Source organism: Faecalicatena contorta, from assembly GCF_022835095.1.
GTDB classification, from domain to species: Bacteria; Bacillota; Clostridia; order Lachnospirales; family Lachnospiraceae; genus Faecalicatena; species Faecalicatena contorta.
The window spans coordinates 3,816,602-3,834,899 of record NZ_BQNQ01000001.1 but is presented as its reverse complement, the minus strand read 5'-3'; the positions used below and the strand labels follow the sequence as shown (position 1 = coordinate 3,834,899).

General features: G+C 47.2%; 16 protein-coding genes. 14 read left to right on the top strand and 2 right to left on the bottom strand.

From position 1 onward, the window contains the following. Positions 1-28 precede the first annotated feature (28 nt). From MWG26_RS17205 to MWG26_RS17185, 5 genes are all read left to right on the top strand, one after another. Positions 29-1,972, top strand: coding sequence for a glycoside hydrolase family 127 protein (locus MWG26_RS17205; RefSeq protein WP_025656489.1), 1,944 nt, complete (start codon positions 29-31; stop codon positions 1,970-1,972). A gap of 12 nt (positions 1,973-1,984) precedes the next feature. Further along, positions 1,985-3,493 (top strand): glycoside hydrolase family 43 protein, encoded by a 1,509-nt coding sequence (locus MWG26_RS17200; protein WP_117440869.1) that lies wholly within the window; start codon positions 1,985-1,987, stop codon positions 3,491-3,493. 255 nt (positions 3,494-3,748) lie between these two features. After that, entirely contained in the window at positions 3,749-4,042 is a 294-nt protein-coding gene (locus MWG26_RS17195) for a DUF6506 family protein (RefSeq protein WP_025656490.1), read from the top strand. Positions 4,043-4,333: 291 nt separating this feature from the next. Continuing rightward, positions 4,334-5,749: a rhamnulokinase gene (rhaB, locus tag MWG26_RS17190; RefSeq protein WP_025656491.1), complete on the top strand. Its 1,416-nt coding sequence runs from the start codon at positions 4,334-4,336 to the stop codon at positions 5,747-5,749. A gap of 52 nt (positions 5,750-5,801) precedes the next feature. After that, positions 5,802-7,055 (top strand): L-rhamnose isomerase, encoded by a 1,254-nt coding sequence (locus MWG26_RS17185; protein WP_025656492.1) that lies wholly within the window; start codon positions 5,802-5,804, stop codon positions 7,053-7,055. Positions 7,056-7,442: 387 nt separating this feature from the next. Here MWG26_RS17185 and MWG26_RS17180 read toward each other — a convergent pair whose 3' ends face one another. Continuing rightward, the gene (locus tag MWG26_RS17180) at positions 7,443-8,090 is read right to left on the bottom strand and encodes a Uma2 family endonuclease (protein WP_025656493.1); all 648 of its coding nucleotides are present in this window, start codon (positions 8,088-8,090) and stop codon (positions 7,443-7,445) included. Between the two features lie 250 nt (positions 8,091-8,340). Here MWG26_RS17180 and MWG26_RS17175 point away from each other — a divergent pair, with 250 nt between their 5' ends. Then, complete coding sequence (locus MWG26_RS17175; RefSeq protein ID WP_025656494.1) at positions 8,341-8,718, top strand: helix-turn-helix domain-containing protein; 378 nt, start codon at positions 8,341-8,343, stop codon at positions 8,716-8,718. 79 nt (positions 8,719-8,797) lie between these two features. Here MWG26_RS17175 and MWG26_RS17170 read toward each other — a convergent pair whose 3' ends face one another. Further along, a complete protein-coding gene (locus MWG26_RS17170; protein WP_025656495.1) occupies positions 8,798-9,529 on the bottom strand; it encodes a phosphatase in 732 nt (243 codons plus the stop codon). 441 nt (positions 9,530-9,970) lie between these two features. Here MWG26_RS17170 and MWG26_RS17165 point away from each other — a divergent pair, with 441 nt between their 5' ends. The 8 genes from MWG26_RS17165 to MWG26_RS17130 all read left to right on the top strand — a co-directional run bounded on the left by MWG26_RS17165 (position 9,971) and on the right by MWG26_RS17130 (position 18,295). Further along, positions 9,971-12,502, top strand: a complete 2,532-nt coding sequence (locus MWG26_RS17165; protein WP_117440868.1) for a glycyl radical protein — start codon at positions 9,971-9,973, stop codon at positions 12,500-12,502. A 20-nt stretch (positions 12,503-12,522) separates the two neighbouring features. Next, positions 12,523-13,317, top strand: a complete 795-nt coding sequence (locus tag MWG26_RS17160; RefSeq protein WP_025656496.1) for a glycyl-radical enzyme activating protein — start codon at positions 12,523-12,525, stop codon at positions 13,315-13,317. Positions 13,318-13,322: 5 nt separating this feature from the next. After that, positions 13,323-13,685 carry a BMC domain-containing protein gene (locus tag MWG26_RS17155; protein ID WP_025656497.1) on the top strand — a complete coding sequence of 121 codons (363 nt, stop codon included), beginning with the start codon at positions 13,323-13,325 and terminating at the stop codon, positions 13,683-13,685. 5 nt (positions 13,686-13,690) lie between these two features. After that, a complete protein-coding gene (locus MWG26_RS17150; protein ID WP_025656498.1) occupies positions 13,691-14,161 on the top strand; it encodes a EutP/PduV family microcompartment system protein in 471 nt (156 codons plus the stop codon). Between the two features lie 124 nt (positions 14,162-14,285). Beyond that, positions 14,286-15,095 carry a class II aldolase/adducin family protein gene (locus MWG26_RS17145; protein ID WP_025656499.1) on the top strand — a complete coding sequence of 270 codons (810 nt, stop codon included), beginning with the start codon at positions 14,286-14,288 and terminating at the stop codon, positions 15,093-15,095. Positions 15,096-15,166: 71 nt separating this feature from the next. Then, complete coding sequence (locus tag MWG26_RS17140; protein WP_025656500.1) at positions 15,167-15,688, top strand: GlcG/HbpS family heme-binding protein; 522 nt, start codon at positions 15,167-15,169, stop codon at positions 15,686-15,688. Then, positions 15,679-17,067, top strand: coding sequence for an aldehyde dehydrogenase family protein (locus MWG26_RS17135; protein WP_117440867.1), 1,389 nt, complete (start codon positions 15,679-15,681; stop codon positions 17,065-17,067). Before MWG26_RS17140 ends, MWG26_RS17135 begins: the two co-directional genes overlap by 10 nt. A 16-nt stretch (positions 17,068-17,083) precedes the next feature. Further along, complete coding sequence (locus MWG26_RS17130; RefSeq protein ID WP_025656501.1) at positions 17,084-18,295, top strand: zinc-dependent alcohol dehydrogenase; 1,212 nt, start codon at positions 17,084-17,086, stop codon at positions 18,293-18,295. The last annotated feature ends 3 nt before the right edge of the window (positions 18,296-18,298 follow it).

Here is an 18,298-nt window from a genome sequence, read left to right as displayed (position 1 = left end):
AAATAATGTATGAAGAAGGAGGCGGAATATGGAACGGCTGGAAATATGCAGACCGGCAGAAATAAAAGAGGTACAGATTCAGGATACTTTCTGGTCACAGTATATGGAATTGGTAAGGGATACGGTGATTCCCTATCAGTGGGAGATTCTGAATGACCGGGTGCCGGACGTTGAGCGAAGCCATGCGGTTCGGAATTTTAAAATTGCAGCAGGCGTGGAGAAAGGTTGTTTTTATGGGGAGGTGTTCCAAGACAGCGACCTGGCAAAATGGCTGGAGGCTGCGTCATACTGTCTGGAGAGCGCTCCGGAGCCTGAGCTGGAAGCCGTCATGGATGAGGTAATTGATCTTATAGCCGCGGCCCAGCAGGAGAATGGGTATCTGGATACCTATTTTTCGATAGGGAATCAGGAGAAGGAATGGACCAATCTGTATGAATGCCATGAGATGTATTGCGCAGGACATATGATGGAGGCGGCGGCTGCCTATTTCAGAGCGACAGGAAAGAGAAAGCTGCTGGACGTGATGTGCAGATGTGCGGATCATATTGCGGAACATTTCAGGAAAGGAGGACAGAAGGGGTATCCGGGCCATCAGGAGATAGAACTTGCGCTGGTCAAACTGTATGAAGCAACGGGTAACAGGGAGTATCTGGAGCTGAGCCGTTATTTTTTGGAGGAGCGGGGCAGGGAACCGAATTATTTTGTATGGGAATGGGAGACTTTACGCCAACAATGTTCCTTTAAGACAGACCTGCCGGCGGAGAGTCCTGACCTGGTTTATAATCAGTCACATTTGCCTGTGTATGACCAGACTTCGGCAGCCGGCCATGCGGTCAGGGCAATGTATATGTACGCAGCAATGGCAGATGTGGCAAGGGCGGCGGGAAGCAGAGAAATGTATCTGTCATGCAGGCGGCTCTGGGAAAATGTGGTGGAACGGCAGATGTATATTACCGGGGCTATAGGTTCCACGAGGACAGGAGAGGCTTTCACCGTGGATTATGACCTGCCCAATGAGACTGCATATGCGGAGACATGCGCCTCCATCGGACTGATTTTTTTTGCGCATCGGATGCAGATGATAGAGGCAGACGGGATATATGGGGATGTCTTGGAAAAGGCATTATATAATGTGGTTCTTAGCTCCATGTCGCGTGACGGAAAACATTTCTTTTATGTGAATCCGCAGGAAGTCTGGCCTCTGGCTAACGAAAAAAATCCGGACCGGAGTCATGTAAAAGCGAAACGCCAGAAATGGTTTGGCTGTGCCTGCTGTCCGCCTAATATCGCAAGACTGCTTTCTTCTCTGGGAAAATACGTGTATGCCTATGGGGAACATACGCTGTACGTCCATCTCTATATAGCCGGGGAAGTAAGGATAAAAACAGGCCGCGGTGACTTTTGTGTAAGGCAGAACGGCAATTATCCGTGGGACGGAGACATCCGGCTTACGGTGCGTTCAGTGCCGGATACGGACAGCAGGATTGCGCTGCGGATTCCGGGATGGTGCCATGAGTATGAAGTACGGCAGAATGGAAAAGCGGCAGAATGCCGGGTGGAAAAGGGATATGTATATCTTGAAAATGGCATCCGGGCGGGAGATGAGATTCGTCTGCTGTTCGTTATGGCCGCAGAGCTGATTCAGGCAAATCCAAAGGTCAGGGCAGATGCCGGGAAGGCTGCAATTCAAAGAGGGCCGGTTGTGTACTGTCTGGAAGAGGAAGACAACGGAAGCAATCTTTCTGCAATTCGGTTAGATACGGACTGCGGACTGCAGATTGCGGAAACTGTACTGTCCGGCGGCATACCAGCAATTACGGCAAAAGGATATCGTACAGAGGAAGACGGATGGGCCGCGGAGCTTTACCGTCCATATATCCGGAGGGAGAAAGAAGTGGCCGTAAAAGCGGTCCCCTATTTCCTCTGGGGGAACAGAGAGACGGGCGAAATGCTGGTGTGGGTGCGCGTGTAAAGGAGGAAGCCAATGATACATTATCAAAATCCGATCATACCGGGGTTTTACCCTGACCCGAGCATTTGCCGGGTGAAAGAAGATTACTTCCTGGTGACCAGTTCTTTTGAATACTTTCCTGGGATCCCTCTGTTCCACAGCCGGGATCTGGTTCACTGGGAACAGATTGGGCATGTTCTGACCAGAAAATCCCAGGCATTGCTGGAAAAGTGTCCGGCTTCCGGTGGAATATGGGCGCCTGCAATACGTCACCATAAAGGCAGATTCTATGTGTCAGCCACGAACTTCAGCCATGGTGGAAATTTTTTCGTCTGGACAGACGATATTTATGGGGAGTGGTCGGACCCAATCTGGATGGAACAGGGCGGGATCGACCCTTCCCTGTTTTTTGACTCTGACCACTGCGTATATTTAACAAGCACCTATGACCTGCCGGACAGCCAGGCGATTGGGCAGTGCCAGATTGATATCGATAGCGGAAAGAGGCTTTCCGACACAAAGATCATCTGGGAAGGGAGCGGAGGCAAATATCCCGAGGGTCCCCACATGTTTAAACGGGAGGGATGGTACTACCTGCTGGCAGCGGAAGGGGGAACGGAGTACGGCCACATGGTCACGATTGCAAGAGGAACCTCTCCATGGGGACCATTTGAAAGCTGTCCGTATAACCCGATACTGAGCCACCGTGATACGATGCTGCATCATTTTCAGGCGATTGGGCACGGGGATGTAACCGACACAAAAGAAGGGGACTCCTGGATGGTATTCCATGGGATACGGACAAGCCAGTACATGCTCCATCATCTGGGCAGGGAAACCATGCTTGCCCCAGTTACGTGGGACGAAAACGGATGGCCTGTGGTGAACCAGGGGGAAAAGATTCTGGAAAACATGGAGGTCATGCGGCTTCCGGAAGAGGCTTATGAGATCAGATGGGAGGATCCGGATTCCTTTTATGGTTCTGTCTTGCCTAAGGTGTGGAATTATTTGAGAAACCCGGATCTGCGCCAGTACAGTCTCACTGACAGGAAGGGAAGCCTTAAGCTGGCCGGTGGGGATGAGACATTAGATGAACTGTGTTCGCCTGCATTTGTGGGGCGGAGGCAGCAGCATTTCTGTATGCGGGCTGAGGTATGGCTGGATGCCGCACCGCAGGGACCGCAAGCGCGTGCAGGATTAACCGTTTATCATACGAATGAGCACCACTATGACCTTGCCGTCTCATGCAGAGAGGGGAAACGGTGTGTAATTCTGTATAAAAGGGTGGGCGATATGCAGACGGAGAGCCAGCCCTTATTTTTGGACGTTTCGGAGAAAATGCTTCTGAGGATTGAGTCTGATGCACTGGAGTATCGTTTTCTTGCAGGAAGAGATGAGAATCATCTGCAAATGGCAGGCAGCGGGAGGACACAGCTTTTATCAACAGAGTGTATGCCCATGACTTTCACCGGATGCTATGTGGGGGTGTTTGCTGAAAAAACAGACGCTTGGTTTGAGCGGTTTCAATACTGCCCGGTATAGAGGGCATGGGAAATAAGCATTGATATGTACGGTCTATAGACCGTGCATAGTAACGGCATCTGGCTCATTTAAAGTCGCCCGTGGCGAAGAGCCAGATGCCCGACCCCATCACTTTATTGGCTCGGATGCCGTGCAGCGTGGTGCACGGCCCCGTGAATAGTAACCAACTTGCCTCTATTCATATATTTCCTTTCCATAGTATGGTATAATTAGTTAAAAAAAATTAATAAAGCCAGTAATATGAGGAGGATTCTTATGAGATTTGTATTTATAATTATGGGAGAGAATTTTGATTCACAGAGAGATTGTGCCAGTATACACGATGGAGGGGTGCAGACAATCGGCGTATCAAGTCTGGAAGAAGCATGCGAAGTAGCAAAAAAGCTATATGAAGAAGGGATAGACTGCATTGAACTCTGCGGTGCTTTTGGAGAAGCGGGAGCTAAATCAATTATTGATGCTACAGAGAATAAGATTCCGGTCGGATATGTGACTCATCTTCAGGAACAGGATGAGATTTTTGCAAAGGTGTTCGGCGGTATGTTATGATAACCAAAAATTAGAATAGTTTAAAACGCTGTTAATTAAATTTTATGAAAAGGATGATGATGCTGAGATTATAGAATTTATGAAAAACTACTGCATAAAAAAAGTACGATAAAGATAAAAAGCACCAGCGGAAGAAACGAATCTTCTGAAAGTGCTTTTCTTAAAGTGTGCAGATTAAGATGCAAATAAGGACGCTGTGATAAATAAATAGCGTCCTTTTTTTGTACCCTTTTACCAATTATAATAGACTTACAATTGAAAAAGTATGAAGAAAATATAAGGAGGCACAACATGGAGAAATGTTATTTGGCCGTTGATATCGGGGCATCCAGCGGACGCCATATGCTTGCATATATGGCCGAAGGCAGGATGCGGCTCGAGGAAGTGTACCGCTTTCCGAATGGCATGGATAATAAGGACGGTACCTTGTGCTGGGATGTAGAGCGTTTATTCAATGAGATCAAAAACGGGCTGAAAAAATGTAAAGAGATCGGAAAGATCCCGGTTTCGATGGGGATTGATACCTGGGGCGTTGATTATGTGCTGCTTGATAAAGAAGATCAGATTCTGGGAGATACCGTTGGATACCGTGACAGCCGTACCAGTGGGATAGACAAGAAGGTATATGAGAAGATCTCCCCGGAAGAATTGTATGCAAGAACAGGAATCCAAAAGCAGGTCTTCAATACCATTTACCAGCTGATGGCGGTGAAGGAGAGCCATCCGGAACATCTGGAGCAGGCGGAGGCGATACTTATGATTCCGGATTATTTCCATTTCCTGCTGACCGGTGTTAAGAAGAACGAATACACCAATGCTACAACGGGGCAGCTGATTAATCCTACAACAAACGACTGGGATTACGAGATGATCGATATGCTGGGATATCATTCAAAAATGTTCCATCCAGTATCTATGCCGGGCACTGTGGTTGGCAATTTTACAAAAGAAATCCAAGATGAAGTTGGCTTTGACTGTAAAGTCGTACTTCCTGCCACTCATGACACCGGCTCAGCGGTACTGGCAGTGCCGACAAACGATGATAATGCAATCTATATAAGCTCCGGTACCTGGTCACTGATGGGCATCGAAAGAAAAGAAGCAGACTGTTCGATGGAAAGCATGCAAGCCAACTTTACAAACGAAGGCGGATATGACCACAGATTCCGCTTTCTAAAGAACATTATGGGATTATGGATGATCCAGTCAGTAAAAAAAGAGTTTGCGGAGGATCTGTCCTTTGCAGAAATCTGCGACAGGGCATCCAAAGAAACGATTCCATCCATAGTAGACTGCAATGACGACTGTTTCCTGGCACCTGAGAGCATGATTAAGGCAGTGCAGGATTTCTGCAGCAGAACAGGCCAGCAGGTTCCGCTCACGATCGGAGAGATTGCAGCAGTCATATACAACAGCCTTGCAAAATGCTATGGCGATACCGTGAAAGAGATCGAAGCAATCACAGGCAATACATACGACACGATTTACGTAGTGGGCGGAGGTGCCAATGCCGGATATTTAAATGAATTGACTGCAAAATATACCGGAAAGAAAGTTTCGGCAGGCCCCACCGAGGCAACTGCAATCGGCAATGTAACCGTTCAGATGATGCATGATGGCGTGTTTGCAAGCCTTCCGGAGGCGCGGACATGTATCGATCGGTCATTTGATATAAAGAAGTACGATGAAAATGGAAAACAATTCTGACAATGAGACGCAAAGGGGTCAGACCCCTTTGAAAAATGAAGGAGGATTTACGATGACAACGAAGGAAAGATATGAATCAGCGAAAGAGATCTATGGGAAAATTGGTGTGGATACTGATAAGGTTCTGGAGACATTAAAGTCAGTTCCGATTTCTATGCACTGCTGGCAGGGGGATGATGTTGGCGGGTTTGACAGTGAGGGCGCACTTACAGGCGGTATCCAGGCTACAGGCAATTATCCTGGTAAGGCAAGAACTCCGGAAGAGCTGATGGCAGATATCGACAAGGCTCTGACCCTGATACCGGGAACACACAGAATCAATGTTCATGCAAGTTATGCTATTTTTGAAGAGGGTGAATGGGTAGACCGTGATAAGCTGGAGCCAAAGCATTTTGCTAAATGGGTGGAGTTTGCCAAGGAAAGAGGTCTTGGACTGGACTTCAACCCGACCTACTTCTCACACCCGAAGGCTGATGAATATACTTTGACAAGCCCGGATGAAGAGATCCGCAAGTTCTGGATCGAGCATGGAAAAGCCTGCATCCGCATCTCTCAGTATTTTGCCGAGGAACTGGGAACCCCTTGTCTGATGAACATCTGGATTCCGGATGGTTTTAAGGATATTCCGGCTGACAGGCTTGGACCGAGAGCGAGATATAAAGACTCTCTGGATCAGATTCTGGGCATTGACTATGATAAAGAAAAAGTGCTGGTATGCCTGGAGTCTAAAGTGTTTGGTATTGGCCTGGAAGCTTACACAGCAGGTTCAGCAGAGTTTACAATGAATTATGTAATGAACAAGGGGATTGTGCCTCTGATGGACAATGGACATTATCATCCGACAGAAGTCGTTTCTGATAAGATTTCATCTATGCTTCTGTTCAATGATAAGATTGCCCTTCATGTAACAAGACCAATCCGCTGGGACAGTGACCATGTAGTACTGCTGGATGATGAGACAAAAGAGATTGCAAAAGAGATTGTAAGAAATGATGCTCTGAACAGAGTGATCATCGGCCTTGACTTCTTTGACGCAAGTATTAACAGAATCTCCGCATGGGTAGTGGGCATGAGAAATATGCAGAAGGCTCTGATGTGCGCGATGTTAAGCCCGAATGCACGGCTGAAAGAACTGCAGGATACACAGCAGTTTACAGAGCTGATGGCAATGCAGGAAGAACTGAAATGCTATCCGTTTGGCGATGTATGGAATTATTTCTGCGAAATCAACAATGTTCCGGAAAGAGAAGACTGGTTTAAAGAAGTACAGAACTATGAGGCAGAAGTACTTTCTAAAAGAGCTTAACCTTAGATGATCTTTAGTAAAACGTGGACAGAGGTTAGATATAAGAAGAAAATCTAAAATTGACATTCAAGACAAATTTGTTATAATATACTTAACAAGACAGCCGGGATTGATAGATGAAGCCTATCCGTACCGGGTAAGATGTTACTGCAAAGAGTAATCGCCTATCCTGCCAAGACGGGGCGATTACTTTTTTCGTTTATCATATAAACTTTTCACAAGGTAATGATAGCAATAATCCTCAATACAAATGTAAATAAGTTATCGTATGTAACATACATAAGCACCACCCCTTTCGTTAAACTCCGAAACGGATGGATCCGCCCTCCCGGCTGCCTGGGTAAGTATACTATTTTTGGTGTGGTTATTCGGGACTGTCCGGCTGATCTATTCCCTAAGCTGCTTAAAATCCAGATAAAGCCCTTCTACCGTATGCACACGTATTCTGTCAGAAAAGCTGTATTCCTCCATTTCATCCTTTTCCTTCGAATGATACAGGCAGGCGGTTACCGTCTGTTTCTGTCCGTCAATAATCCAGTACTCGCGGACTCCCAGCTCCCTGTACAAATGAACCTTTACAGAACAGTCCAGATCTTTGCTGTCAGGTGAAACTACTTCCGCAGCGAAAACAGGAACTTCTGTGATCTTATATCCAATGATTCTGCCGGGATGCAGAATTATGGCAATATCGGGAATCAGTATAGTATTTCCCCCATTGAGGTAAAAACGAACGGGAAAGGTAACAGCTTTGCAGGGAGAATAAGATTCTTTGCCATATGCTACAATTTGGCAGAGTAATTCCGTGATGACAGCCTGATGCAAAAATGAAACAGGAGGACGGGTTAGAATATATCCGTTCATTAGCTGGGCATGAAGAGAAGAAGGCAGCAATTCATAATCCTGGCGGGAGCACTGCCCCTGTTTCCGGGCAATCCAGTCAGGTAAACAGCTTTCCGACTTTGCGCCATTTAATACAGGCTTCATAGAATTATCATTTGGCTGGCTGTCCGGGGAAAGGTCTTTAAAATTACTCATAGAGCGCCTCCTTTACATTTGATATAGATCTATTTTACATGCAAAGGCAGACAGAGTCATGCAGTTACAAACTGCTTGACATACTAAGCAGTAGCTAAATTTGTGCCGCCTGTGTTATGATGGAACGGGAAGGAAGGGCAGAGCTAAGGGACATGTTTTTCACTGCCTGCTTACAGGATATGATTCACCATGGACAGGGAATTGAGAAACATGCTGCAGCCCTGATAAATGAAAAAGGATGTGAGGACGGATGAAAGAAAAACAGAACAAAGCGGGAGGCGGTCCGGCGGAGGGGGGACGAAAAAAAGAAGATCTATCCAAGATAAGCCGTTACCCCGGGATTCAGATGGCAAGAACAGGAAGGTGGCTGCGTTTTGTCTGCAAGATTCATAGCATACCCGTGAAAAAGATCTGCGAATGCCTTGGCCTGGCATGTCCCCAGTCGGTCTATGGCTGGTTTGGAGGGAGAACACTGCCATCTCTGGACAACTTCTACACGTTAAGCCAGATGCTGCACATGCCCCTCGATGAGCTCATCATAAACTGGGATGAGCAGCTGCCCGGAGGGTTTTGCAAAAGGGTGGGGAAGGCCGGCATAAGAATCCTGTCATACCGCCTGAAGCTTTAGTATGCCAGATAACTGATGTGACCGGCTGAATGTTCCATAAAGAGTTCAAGATGGAACACTCAGCCGATCACATAATTCATCAGACATCCTGACGGGACCTCTCCAGAAAACATTTGAAGGCCTTCAGAGAATAATTCATGATCAGAGAATCCGGCATCCCGGCAAGCTGCGCCAGTTCCAGCGAAAAAGTAAAGTCTCCGACATGCTTTGTGCCGTGGCTGTCACTTGCGAATATAACCGGGTAATGATAATGCCTGCATAGATTTAAGATCATCAAGTCGTTAAAACGGGTATCTCCCCGGTAGCCGTCAGGGCTTAAGGAACTGTTGTTTATCTCCAGAAGAACATCATATTTCATGGCCGTCTTTACAATTTCCAGATAATCAACCGGATACTTTACATCATCACAGTGCCCGATAATACGGACATAGGGATTTTTCATGGCTGCAATGTATGCGGCTGTATTCTCCTCCATGGTGCCGGGTTTTTTGACCGGCTTGTGTATGCTGGCGATTACATAATCCAGTTTTGCAAGTATGGAATCCTCCAGATCCAGCTTTCCTTCATTATTTAAAATATTTGCTTCCGCACCATAAAGCATCTCAACTCCAAGACGCTCCTTTTGGGCATAGGACAGGCTGCGAAAATAAGAGGGCTTTCCGCCGCCGCAGGTGGCAGGGCCGTGGTCGGATATTCCGAGCATTTTCAGATTCCTGGAAGCAGCGGCTTTTGCCATGTCTGTGATGGTTGCAGTAGAGGCATGTCCGCTTGCTATTGTGTGTGTATGTATATCAAATTGGAAAGAAGACATATCTTTTAGGCCTTTCTATCAGTAATAAATGAAGTTACGATTCACGGCCCATAAACCATGCATAGTAACGAAATGAACACTTTCATTATAAATACCCTAATTTATAGTATGCGCGATGCTCTTTGGTTTGTCAATAAAAAACTAAAATAAAAAATGAAAATACCAACAAAAACAACAAAATAAGTATTGGGATTAGTTGGATTCACATATAAAAATCGTTTAAATCATGTTGCTTCGTGTTGACTTCTGAGCAGTGTTCAAGTATAATAATTAAGACTGGGTGGAGATTCATTAAAACCCGGCGGGGGATGCATATTGCAGTGTAAGCAGATGCTGCGGTGCCACCGCCGCAGGCTAAACTCTGATTTATCTTCTGAAGGTTAATATTCTATGTATAGATGCAGGCTGTATTTATACATAAGGAAAGGAGTAACAAAGTAAATGGGATTATATACCTATGACAGTACGGACATACCAAAGTCGGATCGTATTCCAAAGCTTGTGGAGAACCTGTATGCCAAGATGCCGGAGATAGAATCAGCTCGAGCTGTTCTTTTGACGGAATCATATAAGCAGACAGAGAGCGAGCCGGTGATTATCCGCCGTGCAAAGGCATTTCAGCATATTTTGGAAAACATTCCGATTATCATCCGGGACCTGGAGCTGATTGTAGGCAGCACAACGCTTGCGCCAAGAGGCTGTCAGACTTATCCGGAATTTTCGTATGAGTGGCTGGAAGAGGAATTTGAAACCGTGGAGAACAGAAGTGCAGATCCGTTCTATATATCAGATCAGACCAAGGCGGAGCTGAAGCAGGCCAATGCATACTGGAAGGGAAAGACAACAAGTGAGCTGGCTACCTCCTATATGGAGCCTGAGACACTGCTTGCTATGGAACATAACATTTTCACACCGGGCAATTATTTTTATAATGGCGTAGGCCATGTTACGGTGAAGTATGGAGAAGTCCTGGAAATTGGATTCTCCGGTATAAAGGCTAAAGCGGAAGCCGAGATGGCAAAGCTGTGCCTGGCCGATGGTGATTATCAGCAGAAGTCGAGATTTCTGGAAGCTGTGATGATCAGCTGTGATGCTGTCGTTACCTATGCCAGACGCTATGCAAAGCTGGCTCTGGAAGAGGCGGAAAAGTGTTCGGATATGATACGCAAAAAAGAGCTGCTTCAGATTGCCCAAAATTGTGCAAATGTTCCGGAAAAAGGGGCATCGGGATTTTATGAAGCATGCCAGTCATTCTGGTTTGTACAGCAGCTGCTTCAGATAGAATCCAGCGGACACTCAATCTCTCCGGGAAGATTTGACCAGTATATGTATCCTTATTATAAGAAGGATTTGGACAGTGGAAAGATAACAAGAGAATTTGCGCAGGAACTGATGGACTGCATCTGGGTGAAGTTAAATGACCTGAATAAGTGCCGTGATGCTGTTTCAGCAGAGGGATTTGCAGGATACAGCCTTTTCCAGAATCTGATCGCAGGAGGTCAGAATGAGGAAGGGATTGATGTAACGAATGATTTATCTTTTATGAGCATTGAGGCATCCATGCATGTTTACCTTCCGCAGCCTTCCCTGTCCGTGAGAGTATGGAACGGTTCACCTCATGAATTCCTTATTAAAGCGGCGGAACTGACCCGTACAGGTATCGGACTTCCGGCGTATTACAATGACGAAGTGATTATTCCCTCCCTGGTGAGCAGAGGACTGACGCTGGAGGATGCAAGGGATTACAATATTATCGGCTGTGTTGAACCTCAGAAGGCAGGTAAGACAGAGGGCTGGCATGATGCGGCATTCTTTAATATGTGCCGTCCGCTGGAGCTGGTTTTTAACAACGGCAAGGATAAAGGGGTGCAGGTAGGACCGCAGACTGGACGGGTAGAAGATATGAAGACCTTCGGGGAATTCTACCATGCATATAAGATTCAGATGGATTACGCGATCAAACTTTTGGTGAATGCGGACAATGCCATTGACGTTGCCCATGCAGAGAGATGCCCGCTTCCGTTCCTTTCTTCTATGGTCGATGATTGTATGAAGAAAGGGAAGACGGTGCAGGAAGGCGGAGCAGTCTACAACTTTACCGGCCCTCAGGGATTCGGAGTCGCGAACATGGCAGATTCCCTGTTTGCAGTGAAAAAGCTGGTTTACGAGGAAAAGAAAGTTACGATGAAGGAACTCAAAGAGGCTCTGGCTACAAACTACGGCAAAGGCTTAAGCGGTGAGGATGTTGCGTCCATGACTGCAGAGATTGCAGGCGGTATGAAAGCGGCCGGACAGGCTGTCACTGAGCGCGAGGTTGCAGCAATTCTGAAAACGGTAGTAGCCGCTTCAGAGGCTCCGGAAGTAAAAGCAAACGGAGAACGTATCCTCAAATTGATCGAGGAAGTTCCGAAGTTCGGTAATGATATTCCGGAAGTGGATGCTTTTGCAAGAGATGTGGCCTATACATATACGAAGCCTCTGCAGAATTATAAGAATCCAAGAGGCGGTATATTCCAGGCAGGCTTATACCCGGTATCTGCCAATGTTCCGCTGGGGGCACAGACAGGCGCCACACCGGATGGGCGTCTTGCACATACACCGGTTGCCGACGGCGTTTCACCGTCCGCAGGGAAAGACATAAACGGCCCGACTGCGGCAGCGAATTCTGTCTCCAGGCTGGATCACTATATTGCATCCAACGGGACACTGTTTAACCAGAAGTTCCACCCATCCGCATTGAGCGGCAGAAGAGGGCTTGAGAACTTCGTAGGCCTGATCCGTTCCTACTTTGATCAGAAGGGAAGCCATATGCAGTTTAATGTAGTCAGCCGTGAAACACTGCTGGATGCACAAAAGAACCCGGAGCAGTACAAGCATCTGGTTGTCCGGGTAGCCGGATACAGCGCTTTGTTCACCACGCTTTCCAAATCGCTTCAGGATGATATCATCCGGAGAACGGAACAGGGCTTCTGATGGAAGAGAGGAATCGCAGCATGGAAGATTATTTAAATACGAAAGGCCGCATTTTCGATATACAGAGATATTCTATCCACGATGGCAACGGAATACGGACGATTGTATTTTTGAAGGGCTGTGTTCTGAGATGCCGGTGGTGCTGTAATCCGGAATCGCAGCAGTTTGAGATCGAGACCATGATGGTACAGGGGGAGCCAAAGGTAATCGGAGAGGACGTCACTGTAAAAGAAGTGATGGAGACGGTTGAAAAAGACCGTACCTATTACCGCAGGACCGGAGGCGGCCTGACGCTGTCGGGAGGCGAGAGCCTGTGTCAGCCCGAATTTGCCGCTGCGCTTTTGAGGGCGGCATCTGAAGCCGGAATCAGCACGGCGATGGAAAGCATGGGATGCGCCGATTACAAAGTAATCGAGGGCCTGCTCCCGTATCTGGATCAGTACCTGCTGGATATCAAACATATGAATCCGGCAAAGCATAAAGCATTCACCGGGCGCTCCAATGAACTGATGCTGGAAAATGCGATGAAGATTGCAAAGTCAGGCATGACGGAGCTGAGCATCCGGGTACCAGTCATTCCAGGGTTTAACGATACACAAGAAGAGATCCGGGATATCGCAGAGTATACAAAAAGACTGGGCAGCGTAAAAAGGCTTCACCTGCTTCCCTACCACAGACTAGGTCAGGACAAGTACGAAGGGCTGGGAAGAGAATACCTGATGGGGAATATAGAGCCGCCGTCAAACGAAACGATGGAAATGCTGCTCAAAACTGCAGAACTGGCATCCGGAATTGAATGTCAGATAGGAGGCTAGGAAACATGAGTTATGAACAAATGCCGGAAAGAATCGTACAGGAACTAGTTCCCGGTAAGGAAATAACAATCGCCCACTTGATTGCAAGTCCGGATATCACATTGTATGAAAAGCTGGGATTGGACCCAAGGGTGGAATACAGTAAGTCAGCAATTGGTGTACTTACAATCAGTCCCGCAGAAACCGCTATTATTGCGGCAGATATTGCAATTAAAGCGGCGGGGATCGAGCTGGGATTCGTAGACCGTTTCAGCGGTACTTTGATTGTAACCGGTACGATTTCAGAGACAGAGGCCGCGATCCGCGCAGTTCTGGATTATGTGAGGGATAAAATGGGCTTCTCTGTATGTGAGATAACAAGGACTTAATAAATATGAAGAAAATCGTATTGATGGGCAGGAGCGAATGTGGGAAAACCACATTGACCCAGGCATTAAAAGGTGAAAAAATCCAGTATCACAAAACACAGTATGTGAATAACTTCGATGTTATCATAGACACTCCGGGGGAATACGCCCAGACCAAGCATTTGGGATACGCCCTTGCGTTATACTCCTATGAGGCGGATGTTGTTGGGCTCCTGATATCGGCAACGGAGCCGTATTCCCTTTATCCGCCATGCTGTACGGCTATGTGCAACCGGGAAGTCATCGGCATTGTGACAAAGATCCATGATAAGAATGCAAATGTAGAGCGCGCCGAGAGGTGGCTCAGGCTGACAGGCTGCAAGAAAATCTTCTTCGTTGACTCGAAAAATTATGAGGGAATTCCGGAAATTCTGGAGTACTTAAAAGAAGAAGGGGATGTGCTTCCGTGGGAGCTGGAAGAGGCTGAAAAAGGATAGAGAAAACAACAAATCCAACACAATAATAAGTTGACTACTGTGGGATTGTGTGGTAATATCGAGTTAGAAACAACAAAAAACAAATGTTTAGTTTTGTTTTAAGAATCCAAGGAGGAAAAAAAGGATGCAAAACGAATACGAAATCAAAAAAGAAATGTGTGAAATCGGTAAAAGAGTGTACAACCGCGGGATGGTTGCTGCAAATGATGGAAACTTCTCTGTTAAATTGAATGACAATGAATTCTTATGTACACCAACAGGTGTCAGCAAAGGATTCATGACACCGGAATATATCTGCAAAGTAGACGCTGAAGGTAATGTACTGCAGGCAAACAAAGGATTCAGACCTTCTTCTGAGATAAAGATGCATATGCGTGTATATAAAGAAAGACCGGACGTAAACTCCGTAGTACATGCTCACCCTCTGTACGCGACAACATTTGCTATCTGCGGTATTCCGCTGACACAGCCGATCATGCCGGAAGCTGTTATCGCTCTGGGATGCGTACCGATCGCAAAATACGGCACACCTTCTACAATGGAGATTCCGGACGCTGTTTCTGAGCACTTACAGTATTTCGATGCAGTTCTGCTTGAGAACCACGGAGCGCTTGCATACTCAGACAGCCTTCTGAGCGCATACCACAAGATGGAATCCCTGGAATTCTACGCACAGCTTCTGTATCAGTCAAAGATGCTTGGCGAGCCACAGGAGTTCAACAAAGAGCAGATGGACAAGCTGTATGAAATCAGAAGAAAAATGGGACTTCCAGGAAAACATCCTGCAAACGTATGCCCGAACGCAAAAGCAGGCAAGCCAAGCTGCCACAGCTGCGGAGGATCATGCAGTGCTGCTGCACCGGAAGCTTCCACTGCAGATGCTGATTTAGTTGCATCTATCACAAAGAAAGTGATGGATCAGCTGGGACTGTAAGAAAGCTTACCCAAAGGAGGTTCCAAAAAGAACGTCCCGCGGGCAGAATCAAATTATATTAGGAGACTGCTATGAACGAACAGGATATTACCAATGCCGTAAAAGCGGTACTGGGCCAGATGAAGGAAAGTGGTTCTCATCACGAAAAAGGACATGTATGCAGGTGCCACAAGCATAAGATGACATTGAAGGCTGCCAATGCACTGATCGAAAAAGTGACTGCAAAGGCTGCCAGCATGGGCGTCAATGTGGTGGCCGCCGTGTCAGACCAGGCGGGCAGGCCTGTTGCGGTTCAGAGTATGGATGGGGCCTACATAGCAAGCTTTGATATTGCGATCAATAAAACATTTACTTCAGCGAGCCTCAAGATGTCCACAGAGGCGCTTAGCCATCTAAGCCAGCCGGGACAGCCTTTGTACGGAATCCAATTCACGAATGAAGGGAAAATCGTTATATTTGGCGGCGGGGAGCCGCTTGAAGCAGATGGAAAAATAATCGGGGCCTTGGGTGTGAGCGGCGGTACCGCTGAGGAAGATACCGCAATAGCCGCTTATGGCAGAGAAGTTTTCGAGGAGGTATTAGCGTGTCTGTAAATGAACAGATGATCCAGGACATCGTTTCAGAAGTCATGGCAAAGATGCAGATTGCTTCCGAAGTATCAGGAAACCACGGCGTATTTGCTGATATGAATGAAGCAATAGAAGCTGCGAAAAAAGCGCAGAAGATCGTGGGCAGAATGTCCATGGATCAAAGAGAAAAAATCATATCCAACATCAGAAAGAAGACAGTTGAGAATGCCGAGATACTTGCACGCATGGGCGTACAGGAGACAGGCATGGGAAATGTCGGGCATAAGATTTTAAAACATCAGTTAGTTGCGGAGAAGACGCCGGGAACGGAAGACATCACAACAACTGCATGGTCAGGGGACAGAGGCCTGACACTGATAGAAATGGGGCCGTTTGGTGTGATCGGTGCGATTACTCCGTGTACCAACCCCAGTGAGACCGTACTTTGTAATACAATCGGCATGCTGGCCGGCGGCAATACAGTTGTGTTTAATCCTCATCCGGGAGCGATCAAGACATCAATCTATGCGATCAACATGATTAATGAAGCTTCTCTTGAGGCGGGCGGTCCGGACAACATCGCATGCACGGTAGAGAAGCCGACACTGGAATCAAGCAGCATCATGATGAAACACAAAGATATTCATCTGATCGCAGCAACAGGCGGACCGGGAGTTGTAACAGCCGTCCTTTCCTCGGGCAAGAGGGGAATCGGAGCAGGGGCAGGCAACCCGCCGGCACTTGTAGACGAGACAGCAGATATCCGGAAAGCAGCAGAAGATATTGTAAACGGATGTACATTCGACAATAACCTGCCATGTATCGCTGAGAAGGAAATCGTAGCTGTGGACTCTGTCACAGACGAATTAATGCACTATTTGGTAAGCGAGCAGGGATGTTACCTGGCTTCTAAGGAAGAGCAGGATGCCCTGACGGCAGTTGTCCTGAAAGACGGCAGACTGAACAGAAAGTGCGTGGGCAGAGATGCGAAGACGCTTCTGGGAATGATCGGTGTGAGTGTTCCGGATAACATCAGGTGTATCACATTTGAGGGACCGAAGGAGCATCCGTTGATTGCAACAGAACTAATGATGCCGATCCTCGGCGTAGTCAGGGCAAAAGATTTTGATGATGCGGTTGAACAGGCTGTATGGCTGGAACACGGCAACAGACATTCCGCACACATACATTCCAAGAACGTAGACAACATCACGAAGTATGCAAAAGCCATTGACACTGCGATTCTTGTAAAGAACGGCCCGTCATATGCGGCAATCGGGTTCGGGGGCGAGGGTTTCTGTACATTCACAATCGCCAGCAGGACAGGCGAAGGCCTTACAAGCGCGAGCAGTTTCACAAAGAGAAGACGCTGCGTCATGTCAGACAGTTTATGCATTCGTTAAGACAGGAGGAAATAAAATGGAAATGAATTCCGCAAATGTAGAAGCAGTCGTTAAACAGGTACTGGAAAGTATGCTGGGCGAAAAGGCTGCTCCTGCAGCAAATACAACAGCAGGAAACCAGGCAGTTCCAAAAACTGCTCGTGTGGCTATGTTGACAGCATTGGAACACTATGATATCAAAGAATTCCCGATTCCTGAGCTGGGAGACGGAGATATTCTTGTAAAGGTTGAAGGATGCGGCGTATGCGGTACTGACGCCCATGAATTCAAGAGAGACCCATTCGGCCTGATCCCGGTTGTCCTTGGACATGAAGGAACCGGAGAGATCGTAAAGATGGGTAAGAACGTAAAGATCGACAGCGCAGGTAAAGAACTGAAGGTGGGTGACAAGGTTGTAACCTGTATGATCTTCAAGGATGATCCGGACATCACAATGTACGATCTGAACAAACAGAACGTAGGCGGCGCTGATGTATACGGACTTCTCCCGGATGATGACATTCATCTGAACGGCTGGTTCTCAGATTACATCGTGATCCGTGAGGGTTCTACCGTATTCAACGTAAGCGACCTGGACCTGAAGTCCAGAATCCTGATCGAACCATGTGCAGTACTGATTCATGCTGTAGAGAGAGCAAAGACAACAGGAATCCTGAGATTCAACAGCAGAGTTGTTGTACAGGGATGCGGCCCCATCGGTCTGATCTGTATCGCAGTTCTCCGCACAATGGGCATCGAGAACATTGTAGCTGTAGACGGAGAGCAGAAGAGACTCGACTTTGCAAAGAAGATGGGGGCTGAGCGCTCTGTAAACTTCAAGGATTTCAAGGGGATTGAGGCTCTGGCAGACGGCGTTAAGGCAGCGTTTGACGGACATCCGGCAGACTTCGCATTCCAGTGTACAGGATCACCGGTTGCACATGCCAACATTTATAAGTTTATCCGCAACGGCGGCGGGCTTTGCGAACTGGGATTCTTCATCAACGGCGGAGACGCTACAATCAACCCGCATTTTGACCTGTGCTCTAAGGAAATCACATTAGTTGGTTCCTGGGTATATACATTAAGAGATTATGCGACAACATTCGATTTCCTAAAGAGAGCAAAAGGAATCGGACTTCCGATGGATGACCTGATCACACACGAATTCCCGCTGGATCAGATCAACGAGGCTCATCAGACGAACCTGAAGATGGAAGGTCTGAAGATCGCTATTGTTAATAAATAGCAG